Here is a 22,960-nt window from a genome sequence, read left to right on the forward strand (position 1 = left end):
CGCCGTCGCCAACTTCGGGCACTTCGGCGGACGGTTGCGTCCACTTCGGCGCGATGTCGAATATTTGCTATTAATGTAGGAAATCCCGTGCCTAAAACGCTCCGACGTTTGAGGGGGCGTAATGGGGATGCGGCAAACTACGCTGTCGGTTGCACTCGAGGTGAAGCCCGAGAGCTTCGACCATTTGTCGGGCCTGCTGGACGCCCTGCGCGACCGGCGCAGCCAGAACCCGTCGGGGGGCACCGGCCCCTTCGCCGACTTCCTGACCACGGTGCCGGCGGTGCACTTCATGTCGCTCACCGCCTTTCCGGGGTTCGACTATGATCCGCTCTTCGTGATCGAGGCGAATTTCGACGGCGCGCCGGGCCCCTTCTGGGCCCAGCTCGAAGCCGCCATCGGCCCGGACCTGCGCGCCTTCCTGCGCTGCTGCAAGCGCCCGCTCGACCATACCGGCCCGCTCTACGACGCAGTCACCGCGCCCGACAGCCGTGCCCCGATCGCGCCCTATCTCGAGGCGCGGACGCTCACCCCGACCGTCTATCACCACGGCAATCGCGGCATGACCCGCGACCGTATCCTCGACGAGGGCAAGCTGTTCCTCGGCACCCGCACCGAGCTGGCGCAGAGCAACGATGGCGGGCCCAGCCCCTATCGCAAGCTCACGCCGGTCGAGATCCACGCCAAGCTCCGCGCCGCCCTGCTCCCGCAATTCGGCTGGCTCGATCAGAAGGCGCCGGCGCGCATCCCCTTCACCCAGAGCGTCGGCGACTATCTCCGCCTCGCCTGGTTCGTGCTGCTGGTGGTGTTCGCGCTGTCGATCCCCGGACTGGTGCTCAAGAGCCAGCTCAGCTGGCAATGGTATGTCGGGCTCTGTATCGGCCTGTTCGCGCTGTTCACCGGCATCCTCTACCGGATGGGCAAGCCGCTTCCCGGTACCGCCACGCCCACGCGGTTCAGCTTCCTGACCTTCTTCCTCCGCCACCTGCTCGTCCCCGTGGCGATCGCAGTCGCCGCCTATGTCGCGATCGCCGCCACGCTCAGCGCACCGGTCTGGTCGTGGATCGGGCACAAGGCCTTCTGGCCGGCATGGAAGGACATGGCGATCTGGGCCGCCTGGAGCGGTGCCAGCATCGCGGTGACGGTCGCCGGCATCCTCGTCTGGCTGCGCTGGCTCGAGCGGCGCGACGCCTCGCAGGACGCCCCGCCGGTCGATCCCAAGATGCTGCGCGAGATGGCGCGGCGCGAGGACTGGATCCCGCAGAACCACATGGGCTCGGTCGTCCTGATCAAGCCGGGCGTGCTGCGCGCGATCCTGATCCGCGTCGGCCATCACGGCCTGCACCTGCTGCTCCGCGCCCAGAAGGCGGCGCGCAACGGCTATCTCGGCTCGATGCGCACGATCCATTTCGCCCATTGGGCCCGGGTCAACAACGACAGCCGGCTGATGTTCTTCTCGAACTTCGACCAGACCTGGGAAAGCTATCTCGATGACTTCATCGAGAAGGCGCATGCCGGCCTCACCCTCGCCTGGAGCAGCGGGGTGGGCTTCCCGCCGACGCGCTTCCTGGTGAAGGACGGCGCCAGCCATGGCCGCCAGTTCAAGGAATGGGCGCGCCATTCGATGGCGGTCAGCCGCTTCTGGTACTCGGCCTACAAGGATCTCACCGCGGAACAGGTCGAGCGGAATTACCGCATCGCCTGCGGCCTCAGGAAAAAACAGCTCAGCGAAAAGGAGGCTGCGGCGTGGATCAACGACCTGTGAGCGAGGGCGGCGGCACGCCGAACTGGCATCTCTCCGCGCCGACCAACACCAAGGCCCAGGGCCTGGTGGTAAGCGGCTTCGCCAACCTGCCCACGGGCCGCGCGCTGTTCCTCGAATTCACCTGGAAGGGCGTGAAGAAGAAGGGCGGCGGCGCCTGGGTGGAGGCGCTGCGCAAGGTGGCGCAGGTCACCGACGCCGATGGCCGCGATCCGCGCGCCGTGGCGATGGGCTTCACCTGGTCCGGGCTCCAGAAGATGGGGCTCAACCAGAATGCGCTCGCCTCGTTCGACCGGCCCTTCAAGGAAGGCATGTTCCAGGAGGATCGCCTCCGCCGCCTGGGTGACCGGCGCGGCGAGGACTGGCAGGGCACGGTGATCCCGGGCGGGCCGAAGTGGAGCGGCAACACCCCGCTCGACGATGCCGCGGTGGACGACGAGGCGCGCGCCTTCGACGATCGTGAGGAAATCCGCGAGCAGCGGATCAAGACGCCGGTGACGGTCCATGCGCTCGTCCTGCTCTATTGCGAGCATGACGAGGCGGCCGAGGCCTGGTGCGCCGAGGTCAGCGCGGCGCTCGCGCCCTTCGAGGTCACCGTCTCGCACCACCTGCCGCTCGATCTGCGCCTCGACAAGCAGGGCATCGCCCGCGAGCATTTCGGCTTTGCCGACGGCATCTCGCAGCCGATCCCGTTTGAAGAGGGCACCGTCGTCTACAAGGACGGCACCGAGGTGCCGAAGGATTACTGGAACGGCGTGCCGCTCGGCGAGATCCTGATGGGCCATATGAACGGCCATAACGAGATCGCGCAGGGCCCGGTGGTCGCCGACGGCATCGGCGATACCAGCGGCCTGCCCGAGCATCCCCGGGGCGTCGGCTTCAAGGACCTCGGCCTCAACGGCAGCTATATGGTCGTCCGTGAGCTCAAGCAGGACGTCTATGCCTTCTGGCAGTCGATGCGGGCCGGCGCGGCCTATATCCGCGAGCGTGACCCCGAGGGCTCGGCCCATGTCACCACCACCTGGCTCGCCGAGCGCGTGGTCGGGCGCGACACGCATGGCAATCTGCTCTGCCCGCTCGGTGGCACGATCCCGGTCGAGAACAATGATTTCGGCTTCTGGGACCGCGATCGCCACGGCCATGGCTGCCCGATGGGCAGTCACGTCCGCCGCGCGAATCCCCGGGATGGTCTGGCGCCGACGCCGGCGGACAAGCAGACCCTGCTCGATGCGGCGAACAACCACCGCATCCTCCGCCGCGGCCGGAAGTACGGCAAGACGATCAGCGTGCCGCCGACGCCCGACGACGTCGATCGCGGGCTGCTGTTCATCTGCCTCAACACCGACATCACCCGCCAGTTCGAGTTCGTCCAGCAGACCTGGATCCTCAACCCGAACTTCGCCTTCCTCTATGACGAGACCGATCCGCTGATCGGCCCCAAGGGCACGATGACGATCCCCGAGAATCCGCTGCGCCGGATCATCGACGTGGAGACCTTCGTGCAGATGGCGGGCGGCGAATATTTCTTCCTGCCGAGCATGCCGGCGCTCGATTATCTGGGGTCGCTATGAACGCGCTCACCTCCCGCGACGTGCTGCGCCCCGGCAAGAAGGGGATTGCGCGCTGGATCGAGGGGCGGGTGTTCGCGCTCATGCCCTATGCCTTCGCCTTTTTCCGGCGCTGGAAGCCGGTGGTGAAGTTCGGCGGCATGACGCTCACTTCGCGCTACGATGACGTGAAGGAAGTGTTCGGCACCGATCCGGTGTTCGGCACGCCCTACAAGGCCAAGCTCGACGTGATCATGGGCGGCGAGCCCTTCTTCCTCGGCATGGGCGACACGCCGCTCTACCACCGCGACACCGATGCGATGCGCATGGTCGTGCTGCCGAAGGACCTGCCCGAACTGGGCCGGAAGGTCGAGGCGATGGCCGAGGCGATCGTCGCGGCGGCGCCGGGCCGGGTCGAGGTGGTCGATACGCTGGTGCGCCGCGTGACCTTCTCGGTGCTCGCCGACTATTTCGGCGTGCCCGAGCCGAAGGGCGGCGACCTGCGCGTCTGGGGCACGCGGCTGTTCGAGTTCCAGTTCGCCGATCCCAAGGGCGATCCCGCGCTGCGCGCCGATGTCGACCAGATCGCGCCGGCGCTGCGCGCGCATATCGATGCGGAGATCGCCGCGCGGAAGGCCTCGCCCGGCCGCGACGATGTGCTGACGCGCTGCCTCGCCCTGCAGAAGAAGGGCGTGCCCGGCTTCTCGGATGTCGAGATCCGCACCAATCTGATGGGCTTCATCGTCGGCGGGCCGCCCCAGCCGCCGATGGTCGTGCCCCAGGCGATGGAGCAGCTGCTCCGCCGGCCTAAGGAACTGGCCGCGGCACAGGCGGCGGCGCGGGCAGGGGATGACGATCTGCTCTGGGGCTATGTGGTCGAGGCGATGCGCTTCGATCCGCTCGCCCCGGGCCTGCCGCGCAACGTGCTGGTCGATGGCGTGATCGCCCGCGGCACCGCGCACCAGGCCGAGGTCAAGGCCGGCGACACGGTGCTGGCCGCCTTCGCCTCGGCGATGATGGACCCGCGCCGGGTGACCGATCCCGCCCGCTTCGATCCGCACCGCCCGGCCAGCGATTACATCCATTTCGGATATAGTTTGCACCAGTGCTTCGGCCGGCACATCAACCGCGCGACGCTGCATCTGATGCTCAAGTCACTGTTAAAGCGCGCAAATCTCCGCCGCGCGCCCGGCGGTGCCGGGCGGTTGGTCAAGAACGGCCCCTTCGCGGAGTCGCTGACGGTGGTGTTCGACTGACGGGGCGTCACCCCGGCGAAAGCCGGGGTCTCAGGCGGCAAGCGAACGGCCCGCGGCACAAGATCCCGGCTTTCGCCGGGATGACGATCCTTCTTACCGCCGCGCGCTCGGCCCGCCGCGATAGCCGTTCTGGCGCTCGATCATCCAGCCGGGATATTCCGCCGGCAGCTTGCTGACTTCGTCGAGCCGGGCGAGCTCCTCGGGGGTGAACGCCACGTCCACCGCACCCAGATTGTCCGCCAGCTGCTCGGGCCGCTTGGCGCCCAGGATCACCGTGGAGACGCTCTTCTGATGCAGCAGCCAGCTCAGCGCGAGCTGCGCTACCGAGCGCCCCTTGGCCTCGGCCAGTTCGCGCAGCACGTCGATCACCGCATAGCCGCGGTCCTTGTTCACCGGCGGGAAGTCGAACGCGGCGCGGCGACCCTCGCCTTCGCCCTCGCGGGTGTACTTGCCCGACAGGAAGCCGCCGGCGAGCGGGCTCCACACCATCAGGCCCACGCCTTCGCTGTCGAGCATCGGGACCACCTCGCGCTCCAGGTCACGCCCGGCGAGGGTGTAATAGGCCTGGAGCGAGGCGATCGGGGCATAGTCCTTCGCGGCGGCGATGCCGACCGCCTTCATCACCTGCCACGCTGCCCAGTTGGACAGGCCGACATAGCGCACCACGCCCTTCCGGACGAGGCTGTCGAGCGCGTAGAGCGTCTCCTCGAACGGCGTCGCGCTGTCGAAGCCGTGAATCTGGTACAGGTCGATGAAGTCGGTGCCGAGCCGCTCCAGGCTCTTCTCCACCTGCGCCAGGATGTGCCCGCGCGATGCGCCGGCGCCGTTCGGTCCGGCATGCATCCGGCCGAGCACCTTGGTCGCGACCACCACCTCGTCGCGCGGCACGCCCAGATTCTTGAGCGACTGGCCAAGGATCTGCTCTGACCGGCCCTCCGAATACATGTTCGCCGTGTCGAAGAAATTGATCCCGGCATCGAGCGCGGCCTTCACCAGTGCATCGGCCTCTTCCTGCTGGAGCTGGCCGATCTTCCCCCAAAGCTCGCCTTCGCCGCCAAAGGTCATGGTGCCGAGGCAAAGTTCGGAGACGATCAGGCCGGTGCGGCCGAGCTGGTTGTAACGCATGGATACCTCTGGGAAGGGAGGGAAGAGGCCCGGCAAATGTGGTCGGGGGTGCGCCGCCGCAATGGTAGCGAAGCGCGAAATTTGCGCCGCGATCGCCTGAGTCGAGCTCCGGCAACGGTGTCAGCAAACTCATACAATAAGTTGCGCACCCGCAATGTTCTCGCGGTGCATGGTTAAGGCATTGCAATCACGCAAAACTTATTGGGTGCAAATGTATGAGTTGACAGCCGCGCCCGTCGGGCATAGCCAAATGTGACCGCTAACATCGCGCTGTGCGATGCGAGCTATGGCCCGGAAGAGGCCCTTACAGGAGGGGATCTATGCACGCCCGAGTTGCATCTCGTTCGGCTGCGCGCCGCATGGCAATCATGGGAGCTGCGCTGCTCGCCGGCTCGGCCTGGCCCGCGCTTGCCCAGACTTCGACCACCGCTTCGGACACGCCTGCCCCACAGGCGCAGAATGTGCCCGAGGAAGAGCAGTCGATCGTCGTCACCGGCTATCGCGCCTCGCTCGCCAGCTCGACCAACGCGAAGAAGAACTCGGTCGGCTTCACCGACTCGATCTTCGCCGAGGACATCGGCAAGTTCCCCGACACCAACATCGCGGAGAGCTTCAACCGTATTCCGGGCGTGACCATCGCGCGCGAAGTGACGGGCGAGGGCCTCAATGTCACCATCCGCGGCCTCGGCACCAACTTCACCCGCGTGCTGCTCAACGGCGCGCCGGTGGCGGTCGCCTCGACCGGCCGCACCGACTCGCAGAACACCAACCGCGAAGTCGATCTCGACATGTTCCCGACCGAGCTGTTCACCTCGCTGGTGGTGAACAAGAGCGGCATCGCCGACCAGGTCGAGGGCGGCGCGGCCGGCACGGTCAACATGCGCAGTGCCCGGCCGTTCGATCGCGCGGGCACCCGCGTCACCTATGGCGCGCAGCTGACCAAGAACACCAATTCGAAGGACTGGGGCTATCGCGGCTCGCTGCTCGGCAGCACCACGATGGGTGATTTCGGCATCCTGCTCGGCGTCGCCGGCGTCCACAACAAGGTGCGCAGCACCGGTTTCGAGACCATCGGCTGGACCAATCCCAATCTGAGCACGCCGAACAGCATCGCTGGCACTACGGGCGGCGTCCAGAACGTGCCCACCGCAGCGCAGATCGCCGCGTCGCAGTGCCGCGCCAACAATGCGAGCTGCAACAGCACCGGCGGCGGCAACTGGACCATTCCGGGCAGCGTGCCGGTCAATGCCGGCAACGGGCTGACCACGGGCACGATCATCAACCAGGACTTCCTCCTGGCACAGAACCCCGGCGCCTCGATCACGCAGATCGACAACGGCATCATCCCGCGCCTCGGCCGCCCGATGTTCGAGGAAGGCACCAAGGACCGCATCAACGCGATCGCCAGCCTCGAGTACAAGGGTGAGAGCTTCCACGCCTATGTCGACGGCATGTTCGGCTGGAAGGACAACCAGCTCGAGCGCGTCGACATGAACTGGGTCGGCCGCAACGGCGCGGCGATCCCGCTCAACACCCAATATGACCGCTCCGACTGCACCGCCGGCTGCGTGGTGACCAAGGGCACCTATGCCAACGCCCAGTGGTTCCTCGAATATCGCCCGTTCATCGAGAAGACCAAGTTCTGGGGCGTCAATCCCGGCTTCGACTGGCAGATCGCCGACAAGCTGAAGCTCGATGTCGCGGCCAACTACACCTGGTCGAGCTTCCACCGTGAATCGCCGAGCGTGGTGGTGCTCACCGCGCCCAATTCGGGCGTGACGGTGAACTATGACAATACCGGCGGCGACGTCCCGTCGATCACCACCAATATCGACCTGAACAACCCCGCCAATTTCGCCTGGCCGGGCGGCCGCGTGAACATCCAGGACGAGAAGCGCGAGACCGAGACCAAGGGCATCCGCGGCAACCTGACCTGGGGCGACAGCAGCTTCAACATCAAGGTCGGCGCTGCCTGGGACGACACGTCGCGGCGGATCAACGCATACGACAACAGCCAGGCCTGGCAGAATGCGGTGTGCGGCAACGCACCGAGCGTGTTCCTGCCTTCGCCCAACACCCAGCCGCCGTGCAACGGCCTGGTCCAGCCCGGCGCGGCGCCGGCGGGCTATCCGACCTATCCGGCCTATGGCACCGGCTATTCGAGCGGCGCGACCGGCCCCGTCACCTATGGCGGCTCGCTGATCTCGAACGCGCAGCTCGCCAGCCTGCTGCGCCCGACCTCGGCCGGTTTCGTCACGGTCGACTGGAACGCGTTCAAGGCAGCCTCCAACTATGACGCCTTCCACAACGCCGCGCCCGAGGCCGGCTCGTCGAACACTGGCGCCAGCGGCGGCTATGTCCGCGAGAAGGTGATCGGCGCCTATGCCGAGGTGAATGGCGACCTGCAGATCGGCGACAACAACCACCTGAACTACAATGCCGGCGTCCGCTATGTGCGTACCGACCAGACGATCGGCGGCCGCGTCTCGATCAGCGACCCGCGCAATTCGCAGGATCCGGACGGCGCGGGCCCGCTGCCCAATGCCTGCCCGGGCACCGGCAATCCGCGCGACGGCAGCTGCTACCCGAACATCACCAACTTCGTTTACACCGAGTCGCGCTACGAGAACTGGCTGCCGTCGGTGAGCGGCGCCTTCCATATCGGCGACGCGGCAGTGGTCCGCGCCGCGGTCTCGCGGACGATGACCCGGCCCAATCCGAACACGATGCTGCCGGGCCTCAACTTCTCGAGCCCCTCGGCCGATGTCGGCACGGTCGGCAATCCGTCGCTCGATCCCTATCTGTCGACCAACATCGACCTGGGCTTCGAATATTACACCGGCAAGGAAGGCTATGTCGGCTTCACCGCCTTCCGCAAGGCAGTGACCGGCTTCACCACCAACGGCTCGGTGACGGTGCCCTTCTCGGCGCTGGCGGCGTACGGCGTGACCTTCGACACGCTGACCCCCACCCAGCAGATCGCGATCAACTCGCGTGGCGGCGCGACCGGCGCCACCGTGGTGCTCAACCAGCAGGTCAACGCCACCGGCACGCTCAAGGTCAACGGCCTCGAAGTGAACTGGGTGCAGCCGCTCGACTTCCTGCTCGGCAAGATCGGCCTCAACGGCTTCGGCTTCAACGCGAACCTGACGCTGATCGACCAGACCGGTTCGGGCGCCGCCCCGGCGGTCGCGGTGGGCGTGTCGCCGGTGACGTACAACATCACCGGCTATTACGAGAAGGGCGGCATCAATGTCCGCCTGTCGACCACCTTCCAGCGTGGTTCGGTCTCGTCGGACGTCAATCAGAACGGCATCGCGCTCGCCCGGCTCTATTCGAACGATTATCAGCAGTTCGACATGTCGGCGAGCGTTGACTTCGCCGAGGTCTTCGACCTGAAATGGGCGCCGGAACTCACCCTCGACGTGATCAACCTCACCAAGGAAAAGCAGCGCAGCTACTTCCAGTTCGATAACGCTGCCTTCACGCTCTACGATCCGGGCCGCCAGGTCATGATCGGGCTGCGGGGCCGCTTCTGATCGGGTCGCAAAGGGGAGTGGCGGCCGGGCCTTTCAACCGGCCGCTGCTGCCCCACCCGTCCTCCATGGTGATCTGGCCGCCTTCGGGCGGCCTCTTTTTTCTCCGGCGCTTTCGTGCCGGCCTCAACCACGCTAGCGAAACCGGATGACGCAGGAAAAACTGATCGCCGGGCTCGAACTCGGCGGCACGAAATGCGTGGCACTCCTCGCCACCGGGCCCGATGATGTGCGCGATCGGGTGACGGTGCCGACCACGGATCCCGACGCCACGCTGGCGGGAATCGAGGCGGTGCTCGATCGCTGGGGGTTCGACGCCATCGGCGTGGCGAGCTTCGGTCCCGTCGGCCTCGATCCTGCGCGCAGCGACTATGGTTCAATCACCGCGACGACCAAGCCGGGCTGGACCGGCACCGATCTCGTCCGCCGGCTCGAGGCGCGCTACGGCAAGCCGATCGGCTTCCAGACCGACGTCAACGGCGCCGCGCTGGCCGAAGGCCGCTGGGGCGCCGCGCAGGGCATGTCGTCGCATGCCTATATCACCATCGGCACCGGCGTCGGCGTCGGGCTGGTCACCGGCGGCAAGCCGCTGATGGGCTGGGCGCATGGCGAGGCGGGGCATATGCGTCTGCCGCGCGCGCCGGGCGACAGCTATGCCGGCTGGTGCCGCTTCCATGGCGATTGCCTGGAAGGGCTGATCTCCGGCCCCGCCCTCGCCGAGCGCTTCGGCGTGCCGGGCGATCAGCTGCCCGACGACGGGCCCGAATGGGACCTGTTCGTCCACGATCTTGTGGGCATGCTCCACAATCTCGTCGTCACCGCCGCGCCCCAGCGCATCGCCATCGGCGGCGGCGTGGTGGCGGCCCGCGACACGCTCTTCCCGCGCATCCGCACCCGGCTGGTCGAGAGCCTGGGCGGCTATGGCGCGCTTGCCGAATGGGCAGAGGCCATCGACACGCGGGTCGGCGCGCCTGGGCTGGGGACGATGGCCGGGCCGCTGGGCGCGATAGCGGTGGGGCTGGGTACCAACTAAAGCCCCTCCCCTTCAGGGGAGGGGTTGGGGTGGGGGCCGTCAACGGGCTCCTGCTCTCGGTGAGACACATGCCCCACCCCCAAACCCCTCCCCTGAAGGGGAGGGGCTTCTCCAATTCAAATCACGTCCATCTCCGAATTATAATGGTGCCACGCGAACACCGCCGCCGCGCCGCGATGGGGGCGCCAGGCCTCGGCGATCTCGCGGGTCAGCTTCTCGCTGGGCCGTTCGGCATGGCCCATGATCCGGCCGACCTCGATCTGCACCGCCAGGTCGCCCGCCGGCCAGATATCGGGGCGCCCCTCGGCGAACAGCAGATAGACCTCGGCGGACCAGCGGCCGATGCCCTTGATCCGCACCAGCTGGGCGATCGCTGCCTCGTCGTCCTGGGGCAGGGCGGTCAGGTCGAGCCTGCCGCTGGTCACTTCCTCGGCCAGGCTATGGGCATAGGTGGCCTTCTGGCGCGACAGCCCGGCGGCGCGCAGCTCGTCTGGAGTGGCCCGCGCGACATTGCCCGGATCGGTCAGCGCGCCCAGCTGCGCGGCCATCTTGTTCCAGATCGACTGCGCCGCGGCGACGCTCACCTGCTGCCCGACGATGGTGCGCAGCAAGGTCTCATAACCGCGGTCGCGGATGCGGGGCGGGGGATAGCCGACGCGCCCGATCGCCGCGGCGATCAGCGGCTCGCGCGCGGCGAGTGCGTCGAGCGACGCCCGGAGCTGCTCCGCGCTCAGGCCCATGGGGCACCGCCTTGCGAAGCGCCGCGTTCGGCGGCATGGACGGGGCTATAGAAGGAGAACGTCATGCCCAAGCTTATCGTCGTGACCAGGAGTGGTGAAGAGCGCGAGGTCATGGGCGAAGCGGGCCTTAGCGTGATGGAAGTGATCCGCGAGAGCGGCTTCGACGAGCTGCTCGCGCTGTGTGGCGGCTGCTGCTCGTGCGCGACCTGCCACGTCCATGTCGATCCGGAATTTGCGGCCAAACTGCCCAAGATGAGCATGGATGAGGACGACCTGCTCGATAGCGCCGGTGACCGCGACGAATATTCGCGCCTGTCGTGCCAGATCCCGTTCGGCCCGGATCTCGACGGCCTGCGGGTAAGGATCGCGGAAGAGGACTAATTCTCCCTCTCCCTCCGGGGAGAGGGTAGCGAGTCGTAGCCGAAGCCGGGAGAGGGGCTGAACGGGAGGCGAAGTGCTCGCCTATCGTTCTGCCCCTCTCCCTTCCGCCGCCTTCGGCGGCTCCCTCCCTCTCCCCGGAGGGGAGAGGGAGAAAATCACTGCACCGCCCGCACCCGGATCGAGGCCATCGGCGCATCGTCGGTGTTGGTGTCGGTCTTCCAGGTGACGACCTTGTCCTTGCCGACGGTCACCGCACCGGCCTCGTTGTTCTGGCTCACCAGCTCGGCATCGGTGGTCAGCACGAACGTGCCTTCCAGTCGGGAAAAGGCCTGGCCCATGTCGCCCAGGCCCGCGCCCAGCGCGCTCATGTCGCCCATGCCATTGCCCTTGCCGCCCTCGCGGACATAGCCCGGCGCCTTGATGCGGATCAGGTCCTTGCCGCGCAGCTCAACCGCGATCCACGGCATGACCATCTGGTTGTCGAGATTGTACGGATAGACGAAGCCGTGATCGAGCGTGCCGGAGATCTGGTAGTCGACCCAGAACAAGCCATTGCCGCGATACTCGACGCTGCGATAGCCGGCTTCCTTGGCGATCTCGACCGCGAGCTTGCGGAAATTCTCGTCCTGCTTGGCCTTTTCCTCGGGTGTCAGGGTGAAGTCCGGCTCCTTCTCGGGCGTCTTGCCCTTCTTGCCGGACTTCTCCTTGGCCGCGTCCGCCATGCCCTCCTGCATCGCCTTGCCCATGAAGCCCTGCAGGTCGACCGCCATCACCTCGCCCTTGTAGGAGAAGGTGAAGGTCCGGTCGGCATGGATGGTCAGCGCCGATTCGAACTTGCCCGGCACGAACAGGCAGCTGGCCAGCACCAGCGGTGCGGCCAGCGCGAACAGGGCGGCCCTCAGACGATGCAGCATGTTATCCCCCTTGGCGTTCAGCCGCGGGTGGTCACCGCATAGAGGGCGATCGCCGCGGCATTGGAAACGTTCAGGCTCTCGACCTTATCCGAGATCGGCAGCTTCGCAAGTTCGTCGCAATGCGCCTCGGTGTTCTGCCGCATGCCCTCGCCCTCGGCGCCGAGCACCAGCGCGACCTTGCGCTGCTCGCCCATCACTTCGGCCAGCGTGCCCTTGGCATGGCCGGTCAGGCCGATCCGCCAGAAGCCCGCCTCGGCGATCTCCTCGAGCGCGCGGGCCAGGTTCACCACGCGGCACCACGGCACCTGCTCCAGCGTCCCCGCTGCGGCGCGGGCGAGCGTGCCCGTCTCGCTCGGCGCGTGCCGGTCCTGGGTGACGATGCCGAGTGCGTCGAACGCCGCCGCCGAGCGCAGGATCGCGCCGACATTGTGCGGATCGGTCACCTGGTCGAGCACGATAAGCGGGCGATTGTCGCCCGCCCCCTGTGCCAGCAGGTCGCCCAGCCACATCTCCTCGAGCGGGTCGACTTCGGCGACCAGCCCCTGGTGCGGCGCGTCGCTGGGCACCAGCCGGCCGAGATCGGCGGCATTGGCGAAGGTGATCGGGATGGTCGCCGGGATGTCGAGATTGGCGAGCGCGTCGTGCGTGCCCCAGATCTTGCGCACCACCCGCTCGGGATTGTCCAGCGCCGCCAGCACCGCGTGCCGCCCATAGAAACGCGGGCGGTTCGACGATGCCTGGCTCGGCCGATGTCCACGCTTTGCCATCAATGCGCTCCCGGTGCGGCGTAGAATTCGTCCGATGCCTTGGGCTCGGTCGCCAGCGGCAGGCGCGGCAGCGGCTCGGGGGCATTGGCTGCGTTGACCAGGAAGGCTGCGAGGATGATCGCGCCCTGGCGCATGTCGTCGGCCTTCAGGTGGTCGAAGGTGTCGACATCGGTGTGGTGGACGTTCGAGCCATAGTCGAGCGGATCCTGGATGAACTGGAACGCCGGGATGCCGACCGCGTCGAAGAAGACATGGTCGGTGCTGCCGGTGCGGCCGGTCGCCACCTTGGTCGCGCCCATCGAGTTGAACGGCGCCATCCACTCGCGGAAGATCGGTACCACCGCGGTGTTGCCCTGGGTGTAGATGCCGCGGATTTTGCCCGAGCCATTGTCGAGGTTGAAATAGGCGGCGAGCTTCGGATGATCGGCGCCTGGCTTGATCGGGAAGGCCTTGCTCCAGTTCATGTAGCGGCTGGTGCCGGTCAGCGCCGGATCGACCGGGCGGCTGGCGACATGGTTCTCGACATAGGCCATCGAGCCGAGCAGGCCCTGCTCTTCGCCCGACCACAGCGCGAAGCGGATCGCGCGCTTCGTCTTGATGCCCGAGGCCTTGATGATGCGCGCGGCCTCCATGACCATCGAGACGCCGGCGGCATTGTCCGCCGCGCCGTCGCCCATCGCCCAGCTGTCCATGTGTGCGCCGGCCATCACATAGCCGGCCTTGGCGTCGGTGCCGGGGATGTCGGCCAGGATGTTGTAGGCCTTGGTGTCGCTGTCGTCGTAGCTGACCTCGCTGCTGAGCTCGAGGCTCGGCGCCGTGCCCATCTTGGCGAGGCGGGCGAGGCGGCGATAATCCTCGGCGGCGATCTCGAAGCCGGGCAGGGGCGGGGTGGCGCCGACCTGGAACTGGCTGTTCTGGCCGTGCACCAGCTTGCCGTTGCGCGACGACATCGTCGCGTAGGCAATCGCGCCCTCGGCCTTCAGAAAGGCGTCGCGCTTGGCGGCGAAGGCCATGCGGCTGGCGCTGCTCGGGCGGCGATTCGCGCTGGCGCCGCCATTCTGCAGCTGGAAGGTGTCGGCCTTGTCGAGGTCGGCGTCCTCATAGCGGCGGAAATCGGGGGTGGTCGCGTCGGTGATGTCGGCCGGCTCGGTGAGCAGCACGATCTTGCCCTTGAGCTTGCCCTTGTACTGGTCGAGCGCGGCCTCGTCGGCCATGGGCGCGAGCACGACCTGGCCGGTGATCGGGCCATTGGTTCCCGGCGTCCAGGCGAGCGGCGCCGCGATCAGGGTGAGCGGGCGCGGCGCGATCATCTTTACGCTGGCGTTCTTTGCCGACCAGCCGCGACCGAACTCGAAGCCTTCCTTGTGGACGTTGGCCAGGCCCCATTCGCGGAACTTGGCCTGGGTCCAGTCCTCGGCCTGGCGCATGCCCGGCGAATTGGTGAGTCGCGCGCCGATCACGTCGGTGAGGTACTGGGCGACGCGCATCACTTCGCTGCGGTTGGTGCCCTCGTCGACGATCTTGTCGACGGGTGCGCTCGGCGCGGCGGGGCCGTCCGGGCCCTTGGCGATGGCGAGCGGTGCCATGGCAGTGGCTGCGAGCAGCGTGGCGATGGCGAAGGAAAGTCGGCGCATTGGGCCCCCGGGGAGTATATTATCAGGAAGCGGCGGACGCTATGCCGCGCAAAGACTGTGCGCAAGGCGTTGACAGGGGGCTTCTGCTTCGGCAATGGCCCCCCTCTCGCCGAACGGCGCCATGGACAGGTGGCCGAGTGGTTAAAGGCAGCAGACTGTAAATCTGCCCGTGCAAGCGTACGCTGGTTCGAATCCAGCCCTGTCCACCACCTTCCCGCCAGCGCGAATCAGGAAGGTCACTCGCCCGGGGCGAGCGGAACCGGCAGGTCCTTCACGAAATTGATGTTCCGCAGGCCCAGATGCGCGTCGTCGATCAGCCGCGCTTCGCTTGCCTGCAGCCAGCTGCGGATCGACAGCGCGCCGCTTGCCAGATGGCGGTCGAGCGCCGGGCCCAGTGCGGCGGGCCAATGCCCGACGGCCCATTGCGTCCGCAGCACGGCAGGCGATTCGCCCGCCAGAAGGCGTAACGCGTCGGGCAGGGGGTGTACGTCGATCGGCGCGCACAGCACCGTGTCGAAACCGTTCTCTGCCGCGTGACGCAGCGCGGCGTTCAGGCCGGCCAGCGGCCCATGGCCGCCGGCGGGATTGTCGGGAATCGAAACGAGGCCCGGCCAGTCGCGTCCGCAGCTCACGACCGTATCGGCATGCGCGGCGAGCGCCTCGATCGCATGGGCGATCAGCGGCTTGCCCTCGAGCACCGCCAGCGCCTTGTCGCTTCCGAAGCGGCTTGACCGGCCGCCGGCGAGGACCGCGCCGAGGATTCGCATCAGAAGCGCAGCGTCTCGACGCCCGCGCCGGCGGACAGCGTGCCGGCGCCGGCGGGAAGGCGGACGAGCGTGTCGGCCAGGGCCAGCATGCACTGTGCCGATGCCGACTGGCGGGCGAGGACCCGAACCCCTTCGTCCAGCCGCTCGGCACAGAGGAATGCCTCGCGGTCGCCCGCGGTGACATCCTCGAGAAGCGGGGCGCGCTCCCAGCGCAGCGCCGGCCCCACCCCGCGCCCGCCCAGCGCCGCCAGCAGCGGTACGAGGAACAGCCGGGCGACCGTCATCGCCGCGGTGGGGTTGCCCGGCAGGCCGAGCACCAGCCTGGCGCCGACCCGGCCGAGCCAGACCGGCTTGCCCGGCTTGATCGCGACATTGGCGAAGAGCAGCTCCAGGCCGAGCGGCACCAGCGCCGCCTTGGCGAAGTCGCGGTCCCCACGCGAGGCGCCGCCGCACAGGACCAGCACATCGCTGTCCACCAGCGCCGTCTCTGCCGCCGCGGTGAGCAGCGCCGGATCGTCGCGCACCTGCACAGCGCCAAGGGGTTTTGCCCCCCATTGCCGGGCCATCAGCAGTACCGCTTCGGACAGGCTGTCGGGCACGCCACCGCTCGCCTGCGCCTCGCCGGCAGGCACCAGCTCGTCACCGGTCGCGATCACGCGGACCCGCGGCGTGCGCCACACGGTCAAGGTCGCCGCATCGGCCGCCGCGGCGACGACCAGCGCGCGCGGGTCGAGGAGCCGGCCTGCAGGCAGCACGACCGTTCCGGCCGCCGTGTCCGAGCCACGCGTCCGGACATGCGGCTTGGCGGGAACCGAGCCGTCGAGCGTGAGGGCCGACCCCGCCGCGGTGATCAGCTCGCGCATCAGCACCCGGTCGGTGCCGGCGGGCATCGGCGCGCCGGTCATGATCCGTACTGCTTCGCCCGGCCCGACGGCGCCCGAGAACGGCGCACCCGGATAGGCGGCGCCGATCACCGCGAACCGGCGCAGCCCGGCGGCGAGATCGGCCTCGCGCACCGCGAAGCCGTCCATCGCCGCCAGATCGCGCGACGGTATGTCCATCGCCGCGCGGACCGGCTCTGCCAGCACGCGCCTGCCTGCCTTGGCGAGCGGTACGCGCTCCGTCCCAAGTGGCTGGGCAAGCGCGCCGAGGATCGCCTGGGCGGCATCGAACCGCAGTGAAGCACCGCAAGGCACGCGCTCCTCCTCGGCAATCCGGACATGCTTCATGCGCAGCGCTCCGCCAGTTCCGCGGCGATTCCCGCGCCACTGCTCGCCACCGCCTCGCCGACCAGCAGGAGTGTCGGCTTGTCCTCAGCGATCGCACTGGTGGCGATCGGCAGCAGGTCGAGCCTCGTGTGTAGCAGCCGCTCGCCCGGCAGGCTGATGTCGCAGGCGACCAGCACCGGCGTCGCGCCGTCCAGCCCGGCGGCGATCAGCTGGCGGCTGATCTCGCCCACAGCGCCCCGGCCCATATAGAAAGCGGTGGTGCTGTGCGGATCGGCGAGCGCCGCCCAGTCGAGCGCCAGCGGCTCACCGGCCCGCACATGCGCGGTGACGAACTGGACGCGACGAGCAAGCCCCCGCAGCGAGAGCGAGATGCCGGCCGAAGCCGCCGCAGCGCTCGCCGCGGTGATGCCGGGGCAGATGCGCGCCCGGACCCCAACGGCGGCCAGTGCGGCGATCTCCTCGGTCGAGCGGCCGAATACCGAGGGGTCGCCCCCCTTCAACCGGACCACGCGCTCGCCATCGAGCGCAGCCTCGACCAGCAGCGCGTCGATCGTGCCCTGGTCCTTCGAATGCCGGCCCGATCGTTTGCCGACGGGCACCAGCCGTACATGATCGGGGATCAGCGCCAGCACGCCGGGGCCGACCAGCGCGTCGTAGAACACCACGCTGGCCGTGCGCAGCAGCCGCTCGGCCTTGCGGGTGAGCAGGTCCGGATCGCCGGGGCCGGCGCCTACCAGCCAAACCTCGCCGGGGAGGAAGGTCTCATCCATTGGCGGCACTCCTGTTCTCTTCGAGGATCCGGCGGATCGACGGGCGGCACGAGCCGCAATTGGTCCCGGCGGACAGCGCCGCGCCCACCGCCTCGACGCTGGTGAGCTGCTGGCTGCCGATCGCGGCGACGATGGTCTTCAGGCCGACATCGAAGCACAGGCAGATGATCGGCCCGCGATCTTCGCGCGCGCCCGGCGGGGCGCCGGCGAGCAACGCGGCGGTGGCAGCCTGGCCGAGCTGCTCGACCAGCCATTCGCGCTTGGGCAGCATGCCGCGCTCGGTGCGGAACAGCGCCGCGACCAGCCGCCCCTCGCGCATCACGGCGATGCGGTGCGAGCCGCGCGCGCGGTCGAAGCTCTCGATCCGCTCGCCGCGTGGCAGCCGGGCTTCGATCGCCTGCGCATCGCCGTCGCCCGCCAGCTCGAACAGCGTGCCGCCCGGCACGGTGACGCGGGTCGCCCACAGGCAGTCGGGGCGCTCCATCGCCTCGGTGGTGATCAGGAAGCCGCGCCAGGCGGGCGCCACCGCCTCGATCTTCGCAGGTGTAGACTTGAAGCCGGGCTGGCCCGAATGCGGATCGACTAGCGGACGCGGGAGCAAGCCCGTGCGGCCGCCGGTGGATTGCCGGTCGGTCCAGTGGATCGGGGTGAAGATCTCGCTGCGGCGCTGGCCGGTGCTGCACTGGACGCGGAACAGGCTCGCGCCCTGAGGGGTGGAGACGCGGGCAAGACCGCCATCCTCCAGTCCCTGAGCCGCGGCGTCCTCCGGATGGACCTCGACCAGCGGCTCCTCGCGGTGGCGGGAGAGCTTGGGGCTGAGCCCGGTGCGCGTCATCGTGTGCCACTGGTCGCGGTAGCGCCCGGTGTTGAGCGTCAGCGGCCAGTTGGCGAGCGGTGCGGGCAGCGGCATCTGGCTGACCGGCACCAGCCGCGCACGGCCATCGGGCGTCGGGAAACGGCCATCGGCGAAGGCGTCGCCGCCCCAGCGGAAGGGGACCATCGTCTCATAGTCCGCATTGCCGATTGCGACCTTGTCGCCGAGGTCGAACAGCCGGGCGCCGTCATTCTGATAGGCGGAGAGGCGTGCATGCTCGCGGAAGATGTCGGCGGGGCGGGCATAGGCGAAGTCGCCGGGCCAGCCCATGCGGCGGCCGACTTCCTTGATGATCCACCAGTCGGGCTTCGCTTCACCCGGTGCCTCGAACAGCGCGCGCTGGCGGCTGACGCGGCGTTCCGAATTGGTGACCGTGCCGTCCTTCTCGCCCCAGCCGGTGGCGGGCAGGCGGACATGGGCGAAAGGCGTGCAATCGGTCTCGGCGATCACGTCGGAGATCACCACGAAGGGGCAGCGGGCCAGCGCCTCGCGCACCGCGCCGGCATCGGGCATCGAGACCGCCGGGTTGGTCGCCATGATCCACAGCGCCTTGATCCGGCCTTCGCCCATCGCGCGGAACAGGTCGACCGCCTTGAGGCCGGGCTTGGGCGCGATCGTGGGCGAGGCCCAGAAGCGCTGGACGCGGGCGCGGTTTTCGGGGGCGAAATCCATGTGCGAGGCGAGGCTGGAGGCGAGCCCGCCCACTTCGCGACCGCCCATCGCATTGGGCTGGCCGGTGATCGAGAAGGGCGCCGCGCCCGGCTTGCCGATCCGGCCGGTCGCGAGATGGACGTTGATGATCGCGTTGACCTGGTCGGTGCCACGCAGCGACTGGTTTATGCCCTGGCTGAACAGGGTAATCGTGCGCGGATGCGCGGCGAACAGCTCGTAGAAGCGCCTGAGGTCGGCGGCCGGCACTTCGCATGTCCGCGCCACCGACCACAGGTCGCTTCCCTCTCCAACGCTGTCCCAGAAATTCTCGGGCACGCTGACGCTTGCGGCGAGATAATCCGCGTCGATCAGCCCAGCCTCGCGGCAATGGGCGAGCAGCCCGTTCATCAACGCGACGTCGCTGCCCGGGCGGATCGCAAGGTGCAGGTCAGCACCTTCGCAGGTCTCGGTACGGCGCGGGTCGATCACCACCAGCTTGGCGCCGGCGTCGCAGCGCGCGCGGATGCGCTGGTAGACGATCGGGTGGCACCAGGCGGTGTTCGAGCCGACCAAAATGATCAGGTCGGCCGCGTCGAGATCGTCATAGCTTGCCGGCACGACGTCCTCGCCGAATGCGCGGACATGGCCGGCCACCGCGCTCGACATGCAAAGCCGCGAATTGGTGTCGATGTTGCCCGAGCCGATGAACCCCTTCATCAGCTTGTTGGCGACGTAATAATCCTCGGTCAGCAACTGGCCCGAGACATAGAAGGCGACGCTGTCCGGCCCATGCTCGGCGATCGCCTGCTTGAAGCGCTTCGCTACAAGATCGAGCGCCTTGTCCCAGCTCGCCCGGCGCTTGCCGATCATCGGTTGGAGCAGCCGGCCTTCAAGCCCGACCGTCTCGCCGAGATGCGTGCCCTTGGAGCAGAGCCGCCCGCGATTGGCGGGATGCTCCGGATCGCCCTTGATCTCCACCGCGCGCGCGCCGGTGCGCGTCGCGACGATCCCGCAGCCGACGCCGCAATAGGCGCAGGTGGTGCGGGTCACTTCTCCCTCTCCCCGCTCGCGGGGAGAGGGCCGGGGAGAGGGGCATATCGATGGCGCGTGGCGCTTCCCCCTCTCCCCGACCCTCTCCCCTGAAGGAGAGAGGGAGAAGAGAAATTCTCCCTCACGCCGCCGCCTTCAGCGTGCTTGCGCGGCAGATCAGCACCCGTCCGCCGCTGACTTTGACCGGGATCACCGGAGTGCAACCCTTGTCTTCGCCCTGCGCCTGGCCGGTCGCCAGCGCGATGTTCCAGTTGTGCAGCGGGCAGGCGACGCTGTGGCCATGGACGATGCCCTGGCTGAGCGGGCCGCCCTTGTGCGGGCAGCGATTGACCAGCGCGAAGACCTTGTCGTCGCCGGTGCGGAACACTGCGATCTCCTCACCGCCCTCGACCGGCACGGTGCGGCTGCCGCGCACCGGGATCTCGTGCAGCCAGCCGATGTCGAGCCATTCGCCGATCATGCGATTTCCTCCTGGAGCATGGGTTTGAACGCAGCCATGTGGGCGTGCTGCTCGCGTTCCTGGCCGGCGGCGCGCTCGGCCCAGGGATCGTCCTGGCTGAAGGTCTGCGAATGCCAGAAGCGGGCAGCGAGGGCGTCGCGGCGTTCCGCGTCCTCGACGATCCGGTCTTTGACGTACTGCAGCCCGACCCGCTCGATCCACGGCGCAGTGCGCTCGAGATAGCGCGCTTCCTCGCGGTAGAGCTGGACGAAGGCGGCGGCGTAGTGGAGCGACTCCTCCTCGGTCGCGACCTTCACCAGCAGGTCGGTCGCGCGGACATGGATGCCGCCATTGCCGCCGACATGGAGCTCATATCCGGAGTCCACGCAGACCACGCCGAAATCCTTGATCGTCGCCTCGGCGCAGTTCCGGGGGCAGCCTGAGACCGCCATCTTGAACTTGTGCGGCATCCAGCTGCCCCAGAAGCCGCGCTCCAGCTTGACGCCGAGCCCGGTCGAATCCTGGGTGCCGAAGCGGCACCATTCGGAGCCGACACAGGTCTTCACTGTGCGCAGCGCCTTGCCATAAGCGTGGCCGGAGACCATGCCGGCGGCATTGAGATCGGCCCAGACCGCGGGCAGGTCTTCCTTCTTGATCCCGAAGATATCGAGCCGCTGGCCGCCGGTGACCTTGACCATTGGTGCGTCGTATTTCTCGACGACATCGGCGATCGCGCGCAGCTCCTGCGGGGTGGTGATCCCGCCCCACATGCGCGGGACGACCGAATAGGTGCCGTCCTTCTGGATGTTGGCGTGCATCCGCTCGTTGACGAAGCGGCTCTGCTGGTCGTCCCGATATTCGCCGGGCAGCGCGCAGAGCAGATAATAGTTGAGCGCCGGGCGGCACGAGGAGCAGCCATCGGGCGTCGACCAATGGAGCTTCTGCATCACCTCGGGGATCGAGCGCATGCCCTGCGCGACGATCTCGCGGCGGACATCGTCATGGCCGAAGCTGGTGCATTTGCACATCGTCTTGGGCCCGGACTGGACCGCGTCGCCGAGCGTCACCGCGAGCAAAGTCTCGACCAGCCCGGTGCACGATCCGCAACTCGCCGATGCCTTGCACCCCGCGCGCACCGCATCGAGGCTGCACGCGCCTTTCTCGATGCAGGCGACGACCTGGCCCTTGGACACGCCGTTGCAGCCACAGATCTCGGCATCGTCCGAGAGCGCCGCAACGGCAGCCTTAGGGTCCGTTTGCCCCCCTCCCTGGGCAAAGGCCTGGCCGAAGATCAGCAGGTCGCGGAGGTCGGAAATGTCCTCCTGCTTCTTCAGGAGATCGAAATACCAGCTGCCATCGGCGGTATCGCCGTAGAGAACCGCGCCGACGATGCGGTCGTCCTTCACCACCACGCGCTTGTAGATGCCGCGGCTGGCGTCGCGCAGCACGATGTCCTCGGCGCCGTCACCGCCCGAAAAGTCGCCGGCGGAGAACAGGTCGATGCCCGAGACCTTGAGCTTGGTCGAGGTGACCGAGCCGCGATAGCCGGTGGGCGCCTCGACGAGCCCATCGGCGAGCGCGCGGCACATCTCCCAGAGCGGCGCGACCAGGCCGTAGACATTGCCGTCATGCTCGACGCACTCGCCGACCGCGAGCACGTCCGGATCGCTGGTGACCATGTGGTCGTCGACCTGGATGCCGCGCCCCACCGCCAGCCCGGCCTCGCGGGCAAGCGCGGTCGAGGGGCGGATGCCCACCGCCATCACCACCAGGCTCGCCGGGATCACCCGCCCGTCCTTGAGCTTCACGCCCTCGACATGATCGGTACCCAGGATCTCGGCAGTGTCGGCGCCGGTCAGGATCGTCTGGCCGCGCGATTCGAGCTCGGACTTGAGCAGCCAGCCTGCCGCCTCGTCGAGCTGGCGCTCCATCAGCGTCGGCATCAAATGGAGCACGGTGACCCTCATGCCGCGCAGGGTGAGGCCGTGCGCCGCCTCGAGCCCGAGCAGGCCGCCGCCGATGACGACCGCATCGCCGCCGCCCTCGGCAGCGGCGAGCATCGCGTCGACATCCTTCATGTCGCGGAAGCTGATCACGCCCGGCAGGTCCTTGCCCGGCACCGGGATGATGAAGGGATCGGAGCCGGTTGCGATCAGCAGCTTGTCGTAGCTGACGCTGCGCCCGCTGGCGGCGGTGACGGTACGTGCCTCGCGGTCGATCCCGGTGACGCTGTCGCCCGCGACCAGCTCGATGCCGTTGCCGTCATACCAGTCGCGCGGGTTGATCACGATCTCGTCGAACGTCTTCTCGCCGGCCAGCACGGGCGAGAGCATGATCCGGTTGTAGTTCACATGCGGCTCGGCGCCGAAGATCGTCACCCGATACCGGTTCGGATCGCGGGCGAGCAGTTCCTCCACGGCGCGGCAACCGGCCATGCCGTTGCCGATCACCACCAGATGCGGGCGTTCGATGTGATGCGTCATGCTTG

The 22,960-nt window shown here is 68.1% G+C and carries 17 protein-coding genes and 1 tRNA gene; 7 read left to right on the forward strand and 11 right to left on the reverse strand.

From position 1 onward, the window contains the following. Window positions 1-121 precede the first annotated feature (121 nt). Genes ACEN8G_RS02675 through ACEN8G_RS02685 form a run of 3 tightly spaced genes read left to right on the forward strand, consistent with a single transcriptional unit; the run spans window position 122 to window position 4,562 of the window. Entirely contained in the window at window positions 122-1,762 is a 1,641-nt protein-coding gene (locus ACEN8G_RS02675) for a hypothetical protein (RefSeq protein ID WP_413416422.1), read from the forward strand. After that, window positions 1,744-3,330, forward strand: coding sequence for a Dyp-type peroxidase (locus ACEN8G_RS02680; protein WP_413416423.1), 1,587 nt, complete (start codon window positions 1,744-1,746; stop codon window positions 3,328-3,330). The genes ACEN8G_RS02675 and ACEN8G_RS02680 overlap by 19 nt, the downstream gene beginning before the upstream one ends. After that, complete coding sequence (locus ACEN8G_RS02685) at window positions 3,327-4,562, forward strand: cytochrome P450 (protein WP_413416424.1); 1,236 nt, start codon at window positions 3,327-3,329, stop codon at window positions 4,560-4,562. The genes ACEN8G_RS02680 and ACEN8G_RS02685 overlap by 4 nt, the downstream gene beginning before the upstream one ends. A 93-nt stretch (window positions 4,563-4,655) precedes the next feature. Here the strand turns inward: ACEN8G_RS02685 and ACEN8G_RS02690 are convergent, their stop codons facing one another. Beyond that, the gene (locus ACEN8G_RS02690) at window positions 4,656-5,687 is read right to left on the reverse strand and encodes an aldo/keto reductase (RefSeq protein ID WP_413416425.1); all 1,032 of its coding nucleotides are present in this window, start codon (window positions 5,685-5,687) and stop codon (window positions 4,656-4,658) included. 359 nt (window positions 5,688-6,046) lie between these two features. Between ACEN8G_RS02690 and ACEN8G_RS02695 the strand changes: the two genes are divergently transcribed. Together ACEN8G_RS02695 and ACEN8G_RS02700 are read left to right on the forward strand one after the other, a co-directional pair. Beyond that, window positions 6,047-9,226 (forward strand): TonB-dependent receptor, encoded by a 3,180-nt coding sequence (locus ACEN8G_RS02695; protein ID WP_413416426.1) that lies wholly within the window; start codon window positions 6,047-6,049, stop codon window positions 9,224-9,226. 145 nt (window positions 9,227-9,371) lie between these two features. Beyond that, on the forward strand, window positions 9,372-10,256 hold the full coding sequence (locus ACEN8G_RS02700; RefSeq protein ID WP_413416427.1) for an ROK family protein: 885 nt from the start codon (window positions 9,372-9,374) through the stop codon (window positions 10,254-10,256). A gap of 116 nt (window positions 10,257-10,372) precedes the next feature. On the opposite strand, the gene ACEN8G_RS02705 is transcribed toward ACEN8G_RS02700, so the two are convergent. Further along, entirely contained in the window at window positions 10,373-10,996 is a 624-nt protein-coding gene (locus ACEN8G_RS02705) for a DNA-3-methyladenine glycosylase family protein (RefSeq protein ID WP_413419414.1), read from the reverse strand. A 63-nt stretch (window positions 10,997-11,059) separates the two neighbouring features. Between ACEN8G_RS02705 and ACEN8G_RS02710 the strand changes: the two genes are divergently transcribed. Continuing rightward, complete coding sequence (locus ACEN8G_RS02710) at window positions 11,060-11,377, forward strand: 2Fe-2S iron-sulfur cluster-binding protein (protein WP_184000760.1); 318 nt, start codon at window positions 11,060-11,062, stop codon at window positions 11,375-11,377. A 155-nt stretch (window positions 11,378-11,532) separates the two neighbouring features. Here ACEN8G_RS02710 and ACEN8G_RS02715 read toward each other — a convergent pair whose 3' ends face one another. From ACEN8G_RS02715 to ACEN8G_RS02725, 3 genes are read right to left on the reverse strand one after another with little or no spacing between them, the layout of a single operon-like run. Continuing rightward, window positions 11,533-12,291: a hypothetical protein gene (locus tag ACEN8G_RS02715; RefSeq protein WP_413418392.1), complete on the reverse strand. Its 759-nt coding sequence runs from the start codon at window positions 12,289-12,291 to the stop codon at window positions 11,533-11,535. Between the two features lie 17 nt (window positions 12,292-12,308). Then, a complete protein-coding gene (gene rlmB / locus ACEN8G_RS02720) occupies window positions 12,309-13,058 on the reverse strand; it encodes a 23S rRNA (guanosine(2251)-2'-O)-methyltransferase RlmB (protein ID WP_413418390.1) in 750 nt (249 codons plus the stop codon). Continuing rightward, a complete protein-coding gene (locus tag ACEN8G_RS02725; protein ID WP_413418388.1) occupies window positions 13,058-14,692 on the reverse strand; it encodes a M20/M25/M40 family metallo-hydrolase in 1,635 nt (544 codons plus the stop codon). Before ACEN8G_RS02725 ends, rlmB begins: the two co-directional genes overlap by 1 nt. A gap of 123 nt (window positions 14,693-14,815) precedes the next feature. Here ACEN8G_RS02725 and ACEN8G_RS02730 point away from each other — a divergent pair. Then, window positions 14,816-14,901 (forward strand) — tRNA-Tyr (locus tag ACEN8G_RS02730). A gap of 27 nt (window positions 14,902-14,928) precedes the next feature. Here ACEN8G_RS02730 and ACEN8G_RS02735 read toward each other — a convergent pair. The 6 genes from ACEN8G_RS02735 to nirB all read right to left on the reverse strand — a co-directional run bounded on the left by ACEN8G_RS02735 (window position 14,929) and on the right by nirB (window position 22,955). Further along, window positions 14,929-15,459: a molybdenum cofactor guanylyltransferase gene (locus ACEN8G_RS02735; protein ID WP_413418386.1), complete on the reverse strand. Its 531-nt coding sequence runs from the start codon at window positions 15,457-15,459 to the stop codon at window positions 14,929-14,931. Next, a complete protein-coding gene (locus ACEN8G_RS02740; protein WP_413418384.1) occupies window positions 15,459-16,688 on the reverse strand; it encodes a molybdopterin molybdotransferase MoeA in 1,230 nt (409 codons plus the stop codon). The genes ACEN8G_RS02735 and ACEN8G_RS02740 overlap by 1 nt, the downstream gene beginning before the upstream one ends. Then, entirely contained in the window at window positions 16,685-17,458 is a 774-nt protein-coding gene (cobA, locus tag ACEN8G_RS02745) for a uroporphyrinogen-III C-methyltransferase (RefSeq protein ID WP_413418382.1), read from the reverse strand. Before cobA ends, ACEN8G_RS02740 begins: the two co-directional genes overlap by 4 nt. After that, window positions 17,451-20,033, reverse strand: coding sequence for a molybdopterin-dependent oxidoreductase (locus ACEN8G_RS02750; protein ID WP_413418380.1), 2,583 nt, complete (start codon window positions 20,031-20,033; stop codon window positions 17,451-17,453). The genes cobA and ACEN8G_RS02750 overlap by 8 nt, the downstream gene beginning before the upstream one ends. A gap of 121 nt (window positions 20,034-20,154) precedes the next feature. Next, on the reverse strand, window positions 20,155-20,493 hold the full coding sequence (nirD, locus tag ACEN8G_RS02755) for a nitrite reductase small subunit NirD (RefSeq protein ID WP_413416845.1): 339 nt from the start codon (window positions 20,491-20,493) through the stop codon (window positions 20,155-20,157). Further along, a complete protein-coding gene (nirB, locus tag ACEN8G_RS02760) occupies window positions 20,490-22,955 on the reverse strand; it encodes a nitrite reductase large subunit NirB (RefSeq protein ID WP_413416847.1) in 2,466 nt (821 codons plus the stop codon). Before nirB ends, nirD begins: the two co-directional genes overlap by 4 nt. Window positions 22,956-22,960 lie beyond the last annotated feature (5 nt).

The organism is Sphingomonas sp. Sphisp66 (genome assembly GCF_047324325.1).
Classification (GTDB): domain Bacteria; phylum Pseudomonadota; class Alphaproteobacteria; order Sphingomonadales; family Sphingomonadaceae; genus Sphingomonas.